The sequence below is a fragment of the Pantoea sp. CFCC18177 genome (assembly GCF_059412425.1).
This window is the reverse complement of record NZ_JBNBPL010000007.1, coordinates 220,275-238,515: the sequence shown is the minus strand read 5'-3', so window position 1 is coordinate 238,515 and position 18,241 is coordinate 220,275. Positions and strand designations below refer to the sequence as shown.

At 57.4% G+C, this 18,241-nt stretch carries 13 protein-coding genes; 9 read left to right on the top strand and 4 right to left on the bottom strand.

All coding sequences use genetic code 11. The features are described 5' to 3' along the window. Positions 1–327: 327 nt before the first annotated feature. The 8 genes from atzF (at position 328) to urtE (ending at position 11,984) form a co-directional block, all read left to right on the top strand. Positions 328–2,124, top strand: a complete 1,797-nt coding sequence (gene atzF / locus ACPUC8_RS10050) for an allophanate hydrolase (RefSeq protein WP_494926118.1) — start codon at positions 328–330, stop codon at positions 2,122–2,124. Positions 2,125–2,126: 2 nt separating this feature from the next. Next, the gene (gene uca, locus ACPUC8_RS10045; RefSeq protein ID WP_494926117.1) at positions 2,127–5,744 is read left to right on the top strand and encodes an urea carboxylase; all 3,618 of its coding nucleotides are present in this window, start codon (positions 2,127–2,129) and stop codon (positions 5,742–5,744) included. Positions 5,745–5,753: 9 nt separating this feature from the next. Continuing rightward, positions 5,754–6,452, top strand: coding sequence for a GntR family transcriptional regulator (locus ACPUC8_RS10040; RefSeq protein ID WP_039329493.1), 699 nt, complete (start codon positions 5,754–5,756; stop codon positions 6,450–6,452). A 28-nt stretch (positions 6,453–6,480) separates the two neighbouring features. After that, positions 6,481–7,749, top strand: coding sequence for an urea ABC transporter substrate-binding protein (gene urtA / locus ACPUC8_RS10035; RefSeq protein WP_039329495.1), 1,269 nt, complete (start codon positions 6,481–6,483; stop codon positions 7,747–7,749). A gap of 109 nt (positions 7,750–7,858) precedes the next feature. After that, complete coding sequence (urtB, locus tag ACPUC8_RS10030) at positions 7,859–9,424, top strand: urea ABC transporter permease subunit UrtB (RefSeq protein WP_494926116.1); 1,566 nt, start codon at positions 7,859–7,861, stop codon at positions 9,422–9,424. Beyond that, positions 9,424–10,500 carry an urea ABC transporter permease subunit UrtC gene (gene urtC, locus ACPUC8_RS10025; RefSeq protein ID WP_039329499.1) on the top strand — a complete coding sequence of 359 codons (1,077 nt, stop codon included), beginning with the start codon at positions 9,424–9,426 and terminating at the stop codon, positions 10,498–10,500. The genes urtB and urtC overlap by 1 nt, the downstream gene beginning before the upstream one ends. After that, entirely contained in the window at positions 10,493–11,284 is a 792-nt protein-coding gene (gene urtD, locus ACPUC8_RS10020) for an urea ABC transporter ATP-binding protein UrtD (protein ID WP_039329501.1), read from the top strand. The genes urtC and urtD overlap by 8 nt, the downstream gene beginning before the upstream one ends. A 1-nt stretch (position 11,285) precedes the next feature. Further along, positions 11,286–11,984 (top strand): urea ABC transporter ATP-binding subunit UrtE, encoded by a 699-nt coding sequence (gene urtE / locus ACPUC8_RS10015; protein ID WP_494926115.1) that lies wholly within the window; start codon positions 11,286–11,288, stop codon positions 11,982–11,984. Between the two features lie 70 nt (positions 11,985–12,054). On the opposite strand, the gene ACPUC8_RS10010 is transcribed toward urtE, so the two are convergent. From ACPUC8_RS10010 to rbsK, 4 genes are all read right to left on the bottom strand, one after another. Beyond that, positions 12,055–13,641 carry a methyl-accepting chemotaxis protein gene (locus ACPUC8_RS10010; RefSeq protein WP_494926114.1) on the bottom strand — a complete coding sequence of 529 codons (1,587 nt, stop codon included), beginning with the start codon at positions 13,639–13,641 and terminating at the stop codon, positions 12,055–12,057. A gap of 209 nt (positions 13,642–13,850) precedes the next feature. Then, positions 13,851–14,864, bottom strand: a complete 1,014-nt coding sequence (locus ACPUC8_RS10005; protein WP_494926113.1) for an aldose 1-epimerase family protein — start codon at positions 14,862–14,864, stop codon at positions 13,851–13,853. Further along, a complete protein-coding gene (gene fucP, locus ACPUC8_RS10000; RefSeq protein WP_039329509.1) occupies positions 14,861–16,186 on the bottom strand; it encodes an L-fucose:H+ symporter permease in 1,326 nt (441 codons plus the stop codon). The genes ACPUC8_RS10005 and fucP overlap by 4 nt, the downstream gene beginning before the upstream one ends. A 9-nt stretch (positions 16,187–16,195) precedes the next feature. Further along, on the bottom strand, positions 16,196–17,113 hold the full coding sequence (gene rbsK / locus ACPUC8_RS09995; protein ID WP_494926112.1) for a ribokinase: 918 nt from the start codon (positions 17,111–17,113) through the stop codon (positions 16,196–16,198). 362 nt (positions 17,114–17,475) lie between these two features. Between rbsK and deoR the strand changes: the two genes are divergently transcribed. After that, a complete protein-coding gene (deoR, locus tag ACPUC8_RS09990; RefSeq protein WP_039329513.1) occupies positions 17,476–18,240 on the top strand; it encodes a DNA-binding transcriptional repressor DeoR in 765 nt (254 codons plus the stop codon). The last annotated feature ends 1 nt before the right edge of the window (position 18,241 follow it).

The window sequence follows — 18,241 nt, the reverse complement described above, 5'->3', positions numbered from 1 at the left end:
AAGTAACGCACGACCTTTAACTTGAATTGAGTGGAATATTTGGGCTTCATGATTTATCCCCATTATGTCGTTTTACAGTCCAACATTATGGGTTCAGTCCAATATCAGACCCCCTTCATGCTAACTAAGCCCATCCACTCTTGCCATGTTCTTCACAAAATTTACGCAGGCGCACCGCGATCGCACAACTTCTGCGCTTTGATTGTGCAATCTTTCATCACAAAAACTTATTACACGTGAATTAATTATTAAAAATCATCATGTTATAAAAATGGCACGCGCTTTGCTCTATTGAATTCCATCTTGTATACCAGTTGGAATTCACTCATGGCATCAACCTTCGGCTACACGCTTCAGGATTGGCAACACCGCTACCAGCAGGACCCGCAGAGCATTACCTCACTGTTGGCCGCGCACCTCGACGCTCTCGACCAGCAGGATAACGCGTGGCTTTACCTTGCCACGCCGGCGCAATTGCAGGCACAAATCGAGCCGCTACTGGCCAGCTACCTGCGTAATCCTGCGGCGCTGCCTTTGTTTGGCGTGCCCTTTGCCGTGAAAGACAATATTGATGTCGCTGGCTGGCCCACCAGCGCGGCCTGCCCAGCCTTTACTTACACCGCCGAAGCCGATGCCTTTGTTGTCGCACAGTTAAAAGCCGCAGGTGCGGTGGTTATCGGTAAAACTAACCTCGACCAATATGCGACAGGTTTAGTGGGCACTCGTTCCCCGTATGGCGCGGTGAGCAACACATTTAATCCAGAATATGTCAGTGGCGGATCAAGTTCGGGTTCGGCGTCGGTGCTGGCACGCGGTCTGGTCGGCTTTTCACTTGGCACAGACACCGCCGGATCGGGCCGCGTACCGGCTGGTTTTAATAACATTGTCGGGCTCAAGCCCACCAAAGGCTGGTTCTCTGCCAGCGGCGTGGTGCCCGCCTGCCGCCTGAACGATACCATTTCCGTTTTTGCATTAACGGTAGAAGATGCCTTCGCTGTCGCCACCGCCGCAGGTGGCTACGATGCCGGGGATGCTTATTCGCGCAGCAACCCGCATACCGCGCCCGCCAGCTTCAAAGCGCAGCCAGATTTTGCTATTCCCGCTTCGCCAGAGTTCTTTGGCGATAAACAGGCTGAAGCGGCCTGGGATAGCGCCCTTGCGCAGTTGCAAGCGACTGGCGCCACTTTGCACGCCATTGATTTCACGCCATTCCACCAGTTAGCGGAGCAGCTCTACTACGGCCCGTGGGTCGCCGAGCGTACCGTCGCGGTGGGTGAGATGATCAACCGCCCGGAAGAGATGGATCCGGTGGTGTATGGCATTGTCAGCAGCGGCCTGAAATACACCGCGGTCGAAGCCTATCAGGCCGAATATCTGCGCGCCGAACTGACGCGCCAAATCCAGCAAACGCTGGCGCAGTTTGATGCGCTGGTGGTGCCAACCTCCCCCACCATCCATACGCTGGAAGAGATGAAACAGGAGCCGGTGCACTACAACTCGCAGTTCGGCACCTACACCAACTTCACCAACCTCGCCGATCTCAGTGCCCTGGCCCTGCCCGGCCCGTTCCGTGCCGATGGTTTGCCTGCTGGCATCACCTTGATTGCTCCCGCCTGGCAGGATCGCGCACTGGCGGGCTTTGGCATGCATTGGCAGCAGCAGATGGCGTTGACGCTGGGTGCCACCGGCAAACCACAACCTGCTCAGCACTCATCCTTACCAGTCTCAGCCGATCACGTGCGCGTGGCGGTGGTCGGTGCGCATCTCACTGGCATGCCGCTCAATTTCCAGCTCACCAACCGCCATGCGGTGTTAGTGGAAGAGACGCAAACCGCCAGCAACTATCGCCTGTTTGCCCTGCTCGATGGCCCGATTAAGAAGCCTGGCCTGCTGCGCGGCGACAGCGGTGCAGCGATCACCGTTGAGCTGTGGGATATCCCGCTGGCGCGCTTTGGTGAGTTTGTGGCAGAGATCCCGGCCCCGCTCGGCATCGGCTCACTGACGCTGGCTGATGGCCGCACAGTGAAAGGCTTTATCTGCGAACCGGCGGTGCTGGCACAGGCGCTGGAAATCACTGAATTCGCCGGCTGGCGTAACTGGCTGGCCTCCCAGGGGAGTAAATAAACATGTTCAGCACCGTACTGATTGCCAACCGTGGCGAGATCGCCTGCCGTGCCATTCGTACCCTCAAGCGCCTCGGCGTGAAGAGCGTTGCAGTGTATTCAGATGCCGATCGCAATGCGCGCCACGTCAAAGAAGCGGATGTGGCGATTGCGCTGGGCGGTGATAAGGCCAGCGACAGCTATTTGCGCATCGATAAAATTCTGGCGGCGGCCAAAGAGACCGGCGCAGAAGCCATCTGGCCAGGTTACGGTTTCCTCTCTGAAAGCCTGCCGTTTGCCGCCGCTTGTGAAGAGGCCGGTATCGCCTTTGTCGGCCCTACGGCGCATCAGATTGGTGAGTTTGGTCTGAAACACCGTGCACGTGAACTGGCTGCCAATGCCGGCGTACCGATGACACCGGGCACACCGTTATTGAACTCGCTGGAGGAAGCACTCAGCGCGGCGGAAAACATTGGTTATCCGGTGATGTTGAAAAGCACGGCGGGCGGCGGCGGCATTGGTTTAACCCGCTGTGATGACGCCGAAGCGCTGCGCAATGCGTGGGAAAGTGTGCGTCGCCTCGGCGAACAGTTCTTTAGTGATGCCGGCGTGTTCCTTGAGCGCTTTATCGACCGCGCACGCCACGTCGAGGTCCAGATCTTTGGTGATGGCAGCGGTAAGGTGATCGCATTGGGCGAGCGCGACTGCTCGCTGCAACGTCGTAACCAGAAAGTGGTGGAAGAGACCCCAGCACCGAATCTTCCGCAGGCCACACGTGAAGCGTTGCTGGCCTCAGCGGTGCGCCTTGGTGAGCTGGTGAGCTACCGCAGCGCGGGTACGGTGGAATATATCTATGATGCCGAAAAAGACGCCTTCTACTTCCTCGAAGTGAATACCCGTTTGCAGGTGGAGCATCCGGTCACCGAATGTGTCACCGGACTCGATCTGGTCGAATGCATGCTGATGGTCGCAGCGGGCGATGCCATCGACTGGGCACGCCTGCAACAGGCGCCACAGGGTGCCTCGATTGAAGTGCGTATCTACGCCGAAGATCCGCTGAAGAACTTCCAGCCAAGCCCTGGTGTGCTGACCGACGTCTCCTTCCCGGACGATGTGCGCGTGGATGGCTGGATCGATACCGGTACTGAGGTATCCGCGTTTTACGATCCCATGGTGGCCAAACTTATCGTGCAGGCGGATACCCGAGAAGCGGCTCTGGCGAAGATGCAACAGGCGCTGGATGCCACGCAGTTGCACGGCATTGCGACCAACCTTGATTACCTGCGCCAAATCATCGCCACTGAAGCCTTCCAGAGCGGCAAGGTGTGGACGCGCTTCCTCGACAGCTTCACGCCATCTGCCAGCGTGATTGAAGTGCTGCAGCCGGGCACCTTCAGCAGCATCCAGGATTTTCCTGGCCGTCTCGGCTATTGGGATATCGGCGTACCGCCTTCTGGCCCGATGGATGACTTTGCATTCCGCCTGGCTAACCGCATCGTCGGCAACCACGATAGCGCCGCGGGACTGGAATTTACCCTGCAAGGGCCGACACTGCGCTTCCACAGCGATGCGGTGATTGCCCTGACCGGTGCAGATTGCCCGGCGGAACTGGATGGCGAGAGCCTGACCTACTGGCATCCGATTCAGGTCAAAGCGGGCCAGGTGCTGACTTTGGGTCGCGCGCAGAGCGGCTGCCGCACCTATCTTGCGGTGCGCAACGGCTTTGACGTGCCAGAGTACCTCGGCAGCCGTTCTACCTTCTCACTCGGCCAGTTTGGCGGGCATGCCGGACGCACGTTGCGCGTGGCCGATATGCTGCCCATCTCCCAGCCGTTGCTGGCGGCTTGCACCACGCCTGCGCCGGTCAGCAAACCGCAAGCACTCGATCATGCCTTGGTGCCGCATTACGGCACCGAGTGGCGTATCGGCGTACTCTACGGGCCGCATGGCGCGCCGGATTTCTTCACCCAAGCCGCCATCGACGAGTTCTTTGCCAGCGACTGGCAGGTGCATTACAACTCCAACCGTTTAGGCGTGCGTCTGGTGGGGCCAAAACCGACCTGGACCCGCGCCAACGGCGGTGAAGCTGGGCTGCACCCTTCCAACGTCCATGACTGCGAATACGCAATTGGCGCGGTGAACTTCACTGGTGACTTCCCGGTGATCCTGACCCATGACGGCCCAAGCCTCGGCGGGTTTGTCTGTCCTGTGACTATCGCAAAAGCGGAATTGTGGAAAGTCGGCCAGGTCAAACCGGGCGACACCATTCGCTTCCATCCAATCAGTGCGGATGAAGCGGTCGCGCTGGAAAAAGCGCAAGCGCAGAGCGTTGAGACGCTGCGCAGCCATCATGCGACCACCTTTGACGTGCCTTCCTTAGCGGTCACTGAATTCGGCTCCGCGACATTGCTGGCAGCACTCCCAGCGACAGAAACCACGCCAACGGCGGTTTATCGCCAGGCGGGCGACAAATATGTGCTGATTGAATACGGCGACAACGTACTGGATCTGGCACTGCGTCTGCGCGTGCATCTGCTGATGAACGCTCTGCGCGAGCGCGCGGTTCCCGGTGTCGAGGAGCTGTCACCCGGCGTGCGTTCACTGCAGGTGCGCTATGACAGCCTGATCCTCAGCCAGAAACAGCTGATGAACCTGCTGCTGGAACTGGAAGCCGGACTGGGCGACGTCAGCCAGCTAAAAGTGCCGTCACGTATCGTCTGGATGCCAATGGCCTTTGAAGACAGCGCCACACTGGGTGCTGTGGAACGCTACAAAGAAACCGTCCGTGCCACTGCGCCATGGTTGCCAAACAACGTTGATTTTATCCAGCGTATTAACGGCCTGGAGAGTCGCGAAGCGGTACGTGACACGATCTTTGACGCCAGCTACCTGATTCTTGGTCTGGGTGATGTGTACCTGGGCGCACCATGTGCAGTGCCAATTGATCCGCGCCATCGCCTGCTCAGCTCTAAATACAGCCCGGCGCGTACCTTCACGGCCGAAGGCACGGTGGGGATTGGCGGCATGTACATGTGCATCTACGGCATGGACTCCCCCGGCGGTTATCAGCTGGTGGGCCGCACGTTGCCGATCTGGAACAAATTCCTCAAGAACGATCAGTTCGCGGCGGATGAGCCATGGCTGCTGCACTTCTTCGATCAGGTGCGCTTCTATCCGGTCACTGAAGATGAGTTAACCCAACTGCGCGATGACTTCCGTGAAGGCCGCGCCACGGTACGCATCGAAGAGACTCTGTTTGATTTCGCCGCCCATCAGCAGTTCCTGAACGATAACGCGGATTCGATTGCTGCCTTCCGTCAGCGCCAGTCAGCGGCCTTTGACCAGGAAGTGACGCTGTGGGCGCAGGAAGAGCAGAACGCGCCACTCACCAGTGAAGAGACGCTGATTGCACCCGAAGCCGATGACGATGCGCTGGCGGTGTGCGCCGACATGAACGGCAACATCTGGAAAGTGCTGGTGCAGCCGGGTGACGCGGTGGAAGCCGGTCAGACCATCATTATTGTCGAAGCGATGAAAATGGAACTGGCGATTGTCGCGCCGCAAGCCGGCACGGTGAAACGCATTGCCTGCCAGGCAGGACGTCCGGTGAGCCCGGGCGACACCCTGCTGTGGCTGGAATAAGGAGCTGACATGAACCCAAGCCCACGCAGCAAAGGCCGTCCAGAAGCGCTGGCGGAGAAGGTCTACCAGGCACTGAAACAGGACATATTTGAGTTCCGTTTAATGCCTGGAGACCGCTTCAGTGAAAACGAAATCGCCGAACGGCTGGAGGTCAGCCGTACGCCAGTGCGTCAGGCGCTGTTCTGGCTGGAACGCGAGGGCTATGTCGAAGTGTGGTTCCGCAGCGGCTGGCAGGTGAAGCCGTTCGACTTCGAATACTTCGAAGAGTTGTACGACTTCCGAACCGTGCTGGAGCGCGAAGCGGTGCGCCGTTTGTGTGCACTGCCGCCGCTGGCCTGTGCTGAAGTCCTCACCACTTTGAAAAGCTTCTGGATTGATGCACCACGTCTGGAGGACGGCAAGGCCGTATCGGCGCATGACGAAGCCTTTCATATGGCGCTGGTAGCGGCGGCCGGTAATCAGGAAATGGCGCGCATCCACGCCGAGCTGACCGAAAAAATTCGCATTATCCGCCGCCTCGACTTCACGCGAGATGACCGGGTAGACGCGACATACCGTGAACATGCCCAGATTTTACGGGCGATTTTCCAGCAACAAACCGAGGAGGCACAGCGCATTTTAACCGACCACATCGCCGTCAGTAAGGCAGAGGTCAGAAAGATCACATTGCATATGTTACAGCAGGCCCGGCTTCAACCCATTGAATAAAAACACTAACACATTTAGAGGGTTAACGATGAAAAGACGTTCGTTGCTTAAAGCTTTTGCGCTCTCCGCCACCGTGGCCAGTTTGGGCTTTACCTTTGGTGCCCAAGCCGCTGACACCATCAAAGTCGGCATCATGTCTTCACTCTCCGGCACCATGGCGATCTCGGAGACACCGCTGAAAGACGTGGCGTTAATGACCATCGATGAGATCAACGCCAAAGGCGGTGTGCTGGGCAAAAAGCTGGAGCCGGTGGTGGTGGATCCCGCCTCAAACTGGCCGCTGTTTGCGGAGAAAGCACGCCAACTGCTGACGCAAGATAAAGTCGCGGCGGTGTTCGGCTGCTGGACCTCGGTATCACGCAAGTCAGTGCTGCCGGTGTTTGAAGAGCTGAACGGCTTGCTGTTCTACCCGGTGCAGTATGAAGGTGAAGAGATGTCACCGAACGTGTTCTACACCGGCGCGGCACCGAACCAGCAGGCGATCCCGGCGGTGGAATACCTGATGAGCGAAGACGGTGGCAGCGCGAAACGCTTCTTCCTGCTCGGTACCGATTACGTCTACCCACGCACCACCAACAAAATCCTGCGCGCCTTCCTGCACAGCAAAGGTATTCAGGATAAAGACATCGAAGAGGTCTATACGCCGTTTGGTTACAGCGACTATCAGACCATCGTGTCCAACATCAAGAAATTCTCCGCTGGTGGCAAAACGGCGGTGATCTCCACCATCAACGGTGACTCTAACGTGCCGTTCTACAAAGAGCTGGCGAACCAGGGCATCAAAGCGACGGACATTCCGGTGATTGCTTTCTCTGTCGGTGAAGAGGAGCTGCGTGGTATCGACACCAAACCGCTGGTCGGTCAGTTGGCGGCGTGGAACTACTTTGAATCCGTTGATAACCCAACCAATGCCAAGTTTGTTGCGGATTACCGCGCCTACGCGAAAGCACACAACCTGCCGAACGCCAACACGGTCGTGACCAACGACCCAATGGAAGCGACCTATGTCGGCATTCACATGTGGGCGCAAGCGGTGGAAAAAGCGGGTACGACCGATGTCGACAAAGTGCGCGCAGCGATGGCAGGACAGACCTTTAAAGCACCAGACGGTTTCACCCTGACCATGGATAAAACCAACCACCACCTGCATAAACCGGTGATGATTGGCGAAGTGGAAGAGAACGGCCAATTCAACGTGGTGTGGCAGACCGATAAGACGGTACGTGCACAGCCGTGGAGCCCGTACATCGCGGGTAACGATAAGAAGCCTGACTATCCGGTGAAATCGACGCAGTAAGTGGGTGGTCGCCATCAATGGCGACCCTGGATTATTTGCGCGGACTCCGTAGGGTCGCCAATTTTGGCGACCATTTTCAACGCCGCTTCAGTTCAACAGGATCATCACCATGACAATCCGCCGTTATCTTTGCTGTCTGCTGCTGCTCCTGCCTTGGCTGGCTCAGGCGGGCGATGGCGCTGACTTCGCTGCCGCCAGTCGCACCGAACAAGCCACGCTACTGCAAAAGTGGGCCGCTGCACCGCAGGCGAGCCGCGTGCCGCTGCTGCAGGCACTGCGCAACGAAAGCGTGGTCATCGACCAGGATAAACAGCCGTTCAGCCAACAGGCTGACACCTTCACCCCGTTAGACAGCGCGCAACACCCCAATGGCGACACCAAAAAGCTGTTTATGAACAACCGCCTGCGCGTACTGATCGCCAGCGCCCTCGCCGCCCACCAGCTGGTGAGTGATGACCCGGCTCTGCGCCTGCGCGCCGCACAACAGTTACAAAACGACGGGGCCGCCGATCAGCTTCCACTGATTGAACAGCGCCTCGCCGTAGAAAAAGACACTCAGGTACATGCTGTATTAGCCATGGCCGCGGCCAACCTGCAACTGGCCAGCCCGGATGCCGCCGTGCGCCTCAAAGCAGTTACGCTACTTGGGGAATCCAGCGATCCCAATATGCAGGCTAGCCTCAATCGTTTAACGCAAGCCAGCAATGAGCCGGATGCCCAGGTACGCGCGGCAGCAACCGCCAGCCTGCAACAGATCAAACATCGGCTGATGTGGGGCGATCTGCTGGGCCAGGCCTTTACCGGTCTCTCTCTCGGCTCAATCCTGCTGCTGGCCGCTCTCGGTCTGGCGATCACCTACGGCCTGCTCGGCGTCATCAACATGGCGCACGGCGAGATGCTGATGCTGGGTGCCTATGCCACCTGGTTTGTGCAGAATCTGTTCCAGCAGTTCGCGCCACAGTGGCTGGCGTGGTATCCGCTGCTGGCCCTGCCGGTAGCGTTCCTGGTGACAGCGGGTATCGGCATGCTGCTGGAGCGCACCATTATCCGTCACCTGTATGGACGCCCACTGGAAACGCTGCTCGCCACCTGGGGCATCAGCCTGATGCTGATCCAACTGGTGCGCATGCTGTTCGGCGCGCAAAACCTCGAAGTGGCTAACCCAGGCTGGCTCTCTGGCGGCTTGCAGGTCCTGCCCAACCTGGTGCTGCCGTACAACCGTATCGCGGTGATCCTGTTCGTGTTTGCCGTGTTAGGCCTCACCTGGCTGCTGCTGAACAAAACGCGCTTGGGCCTCAGCGTGCGTGCCGTGACGCAAAACCGCGCCATGGCCGATTGCTGCGGCGTGCCCACCGGGCGCATCGATATGCTGGCATTCGGCCTCGGTTCTGGCATTGCAGGACTCGGCGGCGTGGCGTTATCGCAGTTGGGTAACGTCGGCCCCGAACTCGGCCAGGGCTACATCATCGACTCGTTCCTCGTGGTAGTGCTGGGTGGTGTCGGGCAACTGGCGGGCACCGTGGTGGCGGCCTTTGGCCTCGGCATTCTCAACAAAGTACTGGAACCGCAAATTGGTGCGGTGCTGGGTAAAATCCTCATCCTCGTGTTGATCGTGCTGTTTATTCAGAAACGTCCACAGGGCCTGTTTGCCTTTAAAGGGAGGGTCATCGACTAATGAGCCAACCCATCACCTTAACGCTGGCGCGCAAAGCGCCGCGCCTCAGCATCGGCCTCGGCATCGTGGTCACCGCGCTGCTGTTGATCATGCCGTTCTGCGCCTTGTTGCCCGCCACGCACCCGTTGGCGATCTCCACCTACACGCTGACGCTGGTGGGGAAAATTCTCTGCTATGCCACCGTCGCGGTAGCACTGGATTTGGTGTGGGGCTATGCCGGATTACTGTCGCTCGGGCACGGCCTGTTCTTCGCGTTGGGCGGCTATGCCATGGGCATGTACCTGATGCGTCAGGCCTCTGGCGAGGGCTTACCGGCGTTTATGTCATTCCTGTCGTGGAACGAGCTGCCGTGGTTCTGGGCCGGTACCCAGCACTTTGCCTGGGCGCTGTGTCTGATCATGCTGGTGCCCGGCTTGCTGGCGCTGGTGTTTGGCTTCTTCGCCTTCCGCTCAAAGATCAAAGGCGTTTACTTCTCGATCATGACGCAAGCGCTGACCTACGCGGGCATGCTGCTGTTCTTCCGCAATGAAACCGGCTTCGGTGGCAACAACGGCTTCACCGGCTTCACCACCCTGCTCGGCTTTAATGTCACCGCCACCGGCACCCGCATCGGACTGTTTATCGCCACCGTGCTGTTGCTGCTGATCAGTCTGGGGATTGGCTTCGCGCTGGCACGCAGCAAGTTTGGCCGTGTACTCACCGCAGTGCGTGATGCAGAAAACCGCCTGATGTTCGTCGGTTATGATCCTAAAGGATTCAAGCTGTTTGTCTGGACGCTCTCCGCCGTACTGTGCGGGCTGGCTGGCGCCCTGTATGTGCCGCAGGTGGGCATCATTAACCCCAGTGAAATGTCCCCCACCAACTCGATTGAGGCGGCCATTTGGGTGGCGCTGGGCGGTCGCGGTACCTTGATTGGCCCGCTGTTAGGTGCGGCGATTGTCAACGGAGCCAAAAGTTGGTTTACCGTTGCCTTCCCGGAATACTGGCTGTTCTTCCTCGGCCTGATGTTTATCCTCGTCACGCTGTTCCTGCCGCGTGGTGTGATTGGCCTGCTGCGCCGGAGGCGTGATGACTGAGCAACTGTTTACCCAACCCCATCCAGCAGACCGCCACCGCGATCAGAGCGATCCGGTGCTGCAGCTGGAGAAGATCAACGTCTCATTTGATGGCTTCCGTGCCCTGACCGATCTGTCACTGAAGATCGGCGTTGGCGAACTGCGCTGTGTGATCGGCCCCAACGGCGCGGGCAAAACCACCTTGATGGATGTGATCACCGGCAAAACCCGTCCTGATAACGGGCAAGTGATCTACGACCAGGACACCGATCTCACCAAAATGTCACCGGTGGAGATCGCGCGCGCTGGCATTGGCCGTAAGTTCCAGAAACCCACGGTGTTTGAAGCGTTAACGGTGTTTGAGAATCTGGAGATCGCGCTGAAAAATGATAAATCCGTGTGGGCCAGCTTGCGGGCAAAGCTCAATGGCGAGCAGCAAGACCGCATTGATGAAGTGCTGAAACTGCTGCGCCTCGGGGGCGAACGCCAGCGCAAGGCGGGTTTGCTGTCGCACGGCCAGAAGCAGTTTCTTGAAATCGGCATGCTGCTGGTGCAAGACCCCCATCTGCTGCTGCTCGACGAACCCGCAGCGGGCATGACCGATGCAGAAACTGAGTACACCGCCGAACTGTTTCGTAGCCTGGCAGGCAAGCACTCGCTGATGGTGGTCGAACACGATATGGGCTTTGTGGAAACTATCGCCGATCATGTCACGGTGTTGCATCAAGGCCAGGTGCTGGCGGAGGGATCGTTACGCGAAGTGCAGGCGGACGATCGCGTTATCGACGTTTATCTGGGGCGTTAAGATGCTACAAGTCTCCGAACTGAACCAATATTACGGCGGCAGCCACATTCTGCGCGGTCTCTCTTTTGAGGCTAAATCAGGCGAGATTACCTGCCTGCTGGGTCGCAACGGCGTGGGGAAAACCACACTGCTGAAGTGCCTGATGGGGTTGATCCCCGCGAAGTCCGGTGAAATTCGCTGGCAGGATAAAGTGATCAATAGCCGTAAACCGCATCAGCGCGTGCAGTCTGGGATCGCTTATGTGCCACAGGGGCGTGAAATTTTCCCGCGTCTGACGGTGGAAGAGAACCTGCTGATGGGGCTGGCTCGTTTTTCCGGATCGCAGGCCAAAACGGTGCCAGAGGAGATCTACCAACTGTTCCCGGTGCTACGAGAGATGAAAGCACGACGCGGCGGCGATCTTTCTGGCGGGCAACAACAACAGTTGGCGATCGGGCGTGCGCTGGCCTGTCAACCACAGTTATTGATCCTCGATGAACCCACCGAAGGGATCCAACCGTCGGTGATCAAAGAGATCGGCGCGGTGATCCGCCAGTTAGCACAGCGCGGTGACATGGCGATCCTGCTGGTGGAGCAGTTTTACGATTTCGCCGCCGAGTTGGCCGACAGCTATCTGGTGATGTCGCGCGGGGAGATTGTACAACGTGGCGCAGGTGCCAATATGGAAGCCGAGGGCGTACGCGGGTTGGTGGCGATTTAATATATTGAAACGCGCGATGAATCGCGCCGCTACAGCCCAGTGCCGCAGCGGCGCCATTTATTAGCGGAAATTAATGCGCCGGTTTTGTATCCAGTTGGAACACGCTGATATTCTCCACCAGCGAGCCAACCTGCTGATTCAGCGCACGTGCTGACTGTGCTGATTGCTGTGACAGCGTGGCATTCTGCTGTGTCGCCGCATCCATATGCGTCACCGCCAGATTCACCTGCTCGATCCCCACGCTCTGTTCCGCGCTGGCTGCCGAGATATTTTCCATCAGCTCACACAACTGCTTCACGCTTTCGACAATCTCCTGCATCGACGATCCCGCACCTTTGACCAGCGTGTTGCCCTGCGCAATCAGATTCACCGATCGATCGGTAAGACCACGAATATCACGCGCGGCGGAGGCCGATCGCTGTGCCAGCGTCCGCACTTCTGAAGCCACCACGGCAAAGCCACGGCCATCGTTTCCAGCTCGGGCCGCCTCGACAGCAGCATTCAATGCCAGAATATTGGTCTGGAACGCGATGCCATCGATCACCGTGACGATCTCGTTGATCTCACGCGAGAACTGGTGAATTTCCCCCATCGCCACCACCACTTTTTCCACCACCTCACCGCCTTCTCCGGCGCGCTGGCGTGTATCCCGGGCGATGTCGCTGGCATGACGTGCATTCTCGGCGTTGTTTTTGACCACCGACGTCAACTGCTCCATGGAAGCCGCCGTCTCTTCCAGTGCGCTTGCCTGCGCTTCATTGCGCGCCGACAATTCACGGCTGCCATGCGCCACCTGATCGGTGGTATCCGCAATCGCTTCGGTGCCGGATCGCACACCAGTGACGATGCGCGTCAGGTTGTGGTTCATGTCGCGCAGTGCCGCCATCAGTTGCGCGGTTTCATCGCGTCCTGATACTTCAATTTGCGCACGCAGATCTCCAGCGGCCACGGTTTTTGCCACGCTGATCGCCTGCTTCAAAGGGCGGGTGATGCTTTGCACCAGCCAGGCGGTAATGCCGATACCCACCAGCAGAATACAGACCATGGCGATGAGCAGCAGCATGCGGGTTTTCTGGTAGTGGGCGAGGTTATTCGCCTCGATCTCCTGATGCATCTGCTGCGCGCGCTTCAGGGTGGCAGCCACCAGATCGTCGATTTGCTGCGTGGGTGCGCGGTCAATCCCTGTCACCAGATGGTCAACGCGGGTGGCGCTGCTACTGTCGCTGATGCGGTAGTTTTCCAGCGCCGCCAGATATTGGCTCTCCAGCCCTGCATGCACCTGGCGTGCCTGCTCAACTGGTGCAGTAGGCAGCCCCAGCGCCGTCTGGATTTGACTGAGTTTACTCAGCAGTGCCTGCGTTTGCTGGCTCTCTTTCAAAAATGCCTTTTTGTACTTATCGAAGGTCTCCTGCCCTTGCGTGCCGCGTAACAGGGTATTTTTCCACTCCTGCACTTGTATCTTGAACTGCACCTGCGCACTGCGCGCGGTGTCGATGCTGTCAGCAATCAAGACTTCACGTGCCATCACATCTTGATTGTTTTCCAGCGCCTGCATATTGACTTGCAGTCCGTGCAGTCCCATCAACAACGTTGCGAACAGCAGCAGCGTGGCGAGAAACCCCAGCCGCTGGCCAATTTTAAACTGGTTGAGCTTCATAAATCTGAACCCTGGTAAAAAGAGAGGAGAACGACTGTGACGAATGTCGCAGGAGTTATCGTCCAACAGGGGGATGGGCTTTATACGATTGGCGAGGATATTGCGTGACAGTTTTATGACGGCACGCACGAGGACCGCCAGCCTCTGTGCGGTCCCAGACGGCGTTACCGCTGGGCCTTCATGCTTCAGGCCCCCCGCCGTCAAAAAAATTACAGAATTCCCGTCTCCACGCTAAAGTGGCGCTTCTCACCTGGAGCCAATTCAATCAGCGTGCCGGCACGCTGCGCCGCCTTAAATCCTTCCGGTCGGCAGGTGGAGGGCAGCACATAGGCCGCGACCTGCTGATCGTGGTTGTACAGCATCCAGCGCGTGGCGTGCGGGAACTGGCGGCTATCGAAGCGGGTCATCAGTGCGAAGCCTTCCGGCGCATGCAACTCAAACTGCACTTCGTTGCCGTACTGCGGCAAATTATCGGCAAAGAACACAATCTCCGGATCGCACATCTCCGGCTGATCTAACTGCTGGAAGGCTTGCGGATCGCGTGCCAGTTGATCGGTATAGGCGCTCCACTGCGGTGTCGGCTTCACATGGGCCGGAATCGACGTCCGTAACTGAAAGGCATCCTGTGGGATCGACTGATTAAAGCGGCCATTTGCCAGCCAGGCGCTGTTCAGATGACACATATACTGTAGCGGCATCGGTGCCCCCGCCAGATTGGTGACGTTCATTTCAATCTGCAGGCGCGGCGTGTCGGCGTGCAACCGCACCGCCGGAGAGGCTAAATAGTGATGGCCGAAACCTTTTACATACTCGGTTTCGCCTTCCAACGACACACGATCCTGCTCCAGCACGATCCATGCGCTGTCCATGCGGGCGCAGGCCATTTCACCGTGCAGCGGATGGTCATCCTCCGGGGCCGGACAACCGTTGGCCAGCAAACCCGAATGGAAGGCAAAACAGCCATAGGTATCGATAATCGAACTGCCGAGCAGCGGCTGTTTGAAACTGTGCCCCATGGTCAGCGAGTGGCCATCGAACGTGGCATCCCACACCATCTGGCCGTAAAACGGCAGCACGATCACCGTACCGCGCAGATTGCTGATACGCACCGCTTCAACACCCGCCGGATAGCGGAATAACTCGACGTGGAAAGAGGCATTGTGCAGCAGCGTGCTGGGCGTTTCATGAAACTGCTCCCGGCGCAGCGGTAAACGGGTTTTCATGGCATCTCCTCCACTAAACGGCCTGCCTGAATCGCCTGGTTTTTATGGCGCAGCTCGCCCCAGAAGTAGAAGCCGACCCACGCGAAGCACAGCAGCGAAACGCCGAACGCCAACTGCATCGATCCCAGATGATCGGAAACAAAGCCCTGAATGGCCGGAATAAAGGCGGCACCCACAATCGACATCACGATGAAAGCACCCGCGACTTCCGTGTACTTGTTATCCACCGTAGCCAACGTGCCGGCATAGATGGTGGCCCAGCATGGTCCGAACAGCACGCTCACAAATACCGCCGCGTACACCGCAGTAAAGTTGGGGACAAACATCACCCACGCGAGGGTGATGACACCGAGGACTGAGTAGGCAATCAGCACTTTCTCTGCACGGAAGCGCGTCATCAGGAAGTTAGCGACAAACTTACCAATGAAGAAACAGATAAAGCTGTAAATCATAAAGTTAGAGGCATGACGTTCGTTGGTCGCCCCCAGCGTCAAGGCCAGACGAATGGTAAAGGACCAGACGGCTACCTGCATCCCGACATACAGGAACTGCGCGACGATACCGCGCTTAAAGTGACGATTCCCCGCCAGATAGCGGAAGGTCTCACCCAGTGAAGGCAGCGACTTTTCGCTCGACTGAGGTTTGCAGCGGGGATAGCGAGTGAACAGGAACAGCAACATCACCACCACTAACACCATCACCAGATATTTATAAGGTTCCAATGTATGTTCCAGCATGCTGAGACGGAAAGCATGCGCCTGCTCCGCGTTCATGCCCGCCATTTGCGCATGCAGGCTTTCACCGTCCTGGAACACCAGATACTTGCCCAACACGATGCCCATCAGCGCGCCAATCGGATAGAACGTCTGGCTGATATTGAGACGCAGCGTGGCGTGATCGCGATGCCCAATCATTGAGCTGTAGGTATTAGCTGCGGTTTCGAGGAAGCTTAAGCCAATGGCGATGGCGAAAATCGCCGCAAGGAACATGGTGTAAGTCGCCATGTGCGAGGCGGGATAAAACAGCACGCAACCCACAATGTAGAGCACAAGACCCATCAGGATCGCCAGCTTGTAAGTGGCTTTGCGGATCACCAAAGAAGCCGGGATCGCAATCAGAAAATAGCCGCCGTAAAACGCACTCTGCACCAGTGCGCTGGCAAAGTCGCTCAACGCGAACACGCTTTTGAACTGGGTGATCAGGATGTCGTTCAGGCTCGCAGCACAGCCCCACAACGGGAACAGGCACGAGAGCAAAATGAACTGAAACAGCGGCGTCTTATTCAGATAGCCGTCAGGTTGCTGAACAATGTTCGGTTGCATAGCTCGACCTCAGTGTACGTTGAGAAAACGCTGGAAGGTTTCCGCGTCAGGATAGGAACGCTGCGTACCGCGACCGGTCACGCTGCAAGCGGCGTAGGCCGAGGCTTGCGCCATCGCCGCCGCGATATCACCACTTTTCACCAGCGCATGCGCGAAGCAGCCGATGAAAGCATCACCCGCACCGCTGGTGTCCACAGCCTTCACTGGCGTGGGGGCCACATGGTGCAGAGTGTCACCCGCCATCCATAGCGAACCGCGCCCTCCGAGGGTAATAATCAGGTTTTTCAGACCGCGCTTAAGCAGCGTCTGCCCTGCCCGTTTCACCTCGTCATCCGTGCCCACCGGCATGCCCGTGAGGATCTCCAGTTCGGTTTCATTGGGCATAAAAAAATCGCACTTGCAGGCATAGTCGATATCGAGATTCGCCACCGCCGGTGCCGGGTTAAGGATCACTTTGATATCGTGCTGACGCGCAAAATCGATGGCGTAATAGACGGTTTCCAGCGGGATTTCTAACTGCAGGATGATCAGCTTGCAGGCTTTCAGCGCCTCAGCGGCCTCATCAATGTCTGCTGGTTTGAGCTGCTGATTGGCACCCTTGATAATCAAAATGCGATTCTGTGATTGATCGTCAACGAAGATGGGCGCCACGCCGCTGGACGTACCCGCTGCGGTGGTCACATATTGGGTATCCACGCCCTGCTGTTTGAGGTTCGCCACGGTGTTAGGCGCAAACAGATCGTCGCCCACTTTGCTCACCATCATCACGCGACCGCCCATTTTCGCTGCTGCCACCGCCTGATTTGCCCCTTTCCCTCCGCAGCCGATAGCGAAATCGGGAGCTTCCAGCGTCTCCCCGGCTTTCGGTAGCTGATTGGTGTAGGTAATAAGGTCCACCATATTTGACCCAATAACCGCGATATCCATTGTTAACTCCCCGGTGAATTTTTAACCTTATAATGTTATTAAATTAACAATAACAGTTAAATTAAGGTTGTAATGTGACAAAATTCACACCTCAACATCATCAACAAAAGCGATATAACGCCAAAGATTACCGAGCGAGAGTGTTATTATTCTAACAATGTAACATCATCGTGTTGCAGAGATAGCGTTAAGCGAAACGGCCATCACGGACCGGAGAGAGGGGTTTGCGGGCCGATCCTATTACAGGTAATATTGAAAATCGTTGTGCTACAGGTATCGCAAATCATTAAATTTTTTATCATTTATCGTGATTTCACCTTCAGCATCCTCGACCTCAGCCTACTCAATCAACAGAGATCATCATGGAAACCCGGCGCGACGAACGAATTCACAAGCTGGCACAGGCGCTGAAGCGTACCGACAAGCTACACCTGAAAGATGCGGCTCAATTGTTGGGTGTATCAGAGATGACGATTCGCCGCGATCTGACGGAACCGGCTTCGGCGGTCGTACTGTTGGGGGGGTATATTGTCAGCGATCCGAAAAGCCACGCCGGACACTATTTTATCTCCGACCAACACAGCCAAAACGCCGCACGTAAACAACGTCTGGCGCAGGTGGCGGCAAGTTTGATCAGCGAAAACGATACGGTGTTTTTTGACTGCGGTACCACCTTGCCCTACATCGTGGATGCTATCCCGGACGCCTTGCCCTTCACCGCGATTTGCTGCGCCATGAATACCTTTCTCGCGCTGAAAGAGAAACCGGCCTGTAATGTGATCCTGAGCGGCGGAGAGTTTCATGCCGATAACGCGCTGTTCACGCCGATCGGTGCCCACTCGATCCTCGACGATCTCTGCCCCACGCTGGCCTTTATCTCGGCAGCGGGCATCGATCAGGAACAGGGCGCAACCTGCTATAACATCAATGAATTAGCCATGAAGCATCACGCCATGTTACGGGCGCGCACCCGTGTGTTGGTGGCCGATAGCAGCAAATTTGGCAAAGTACTGCCCGCCCGCATCGGTGAGCTGCGTCGTTTTGATCTGCTGGTGAGTGACAGTGCGCCAGAAGCGGCGCTGAAAAACTGGCTGGCGCAACAGAATATCCCACTGCGCCTGCCTTGAG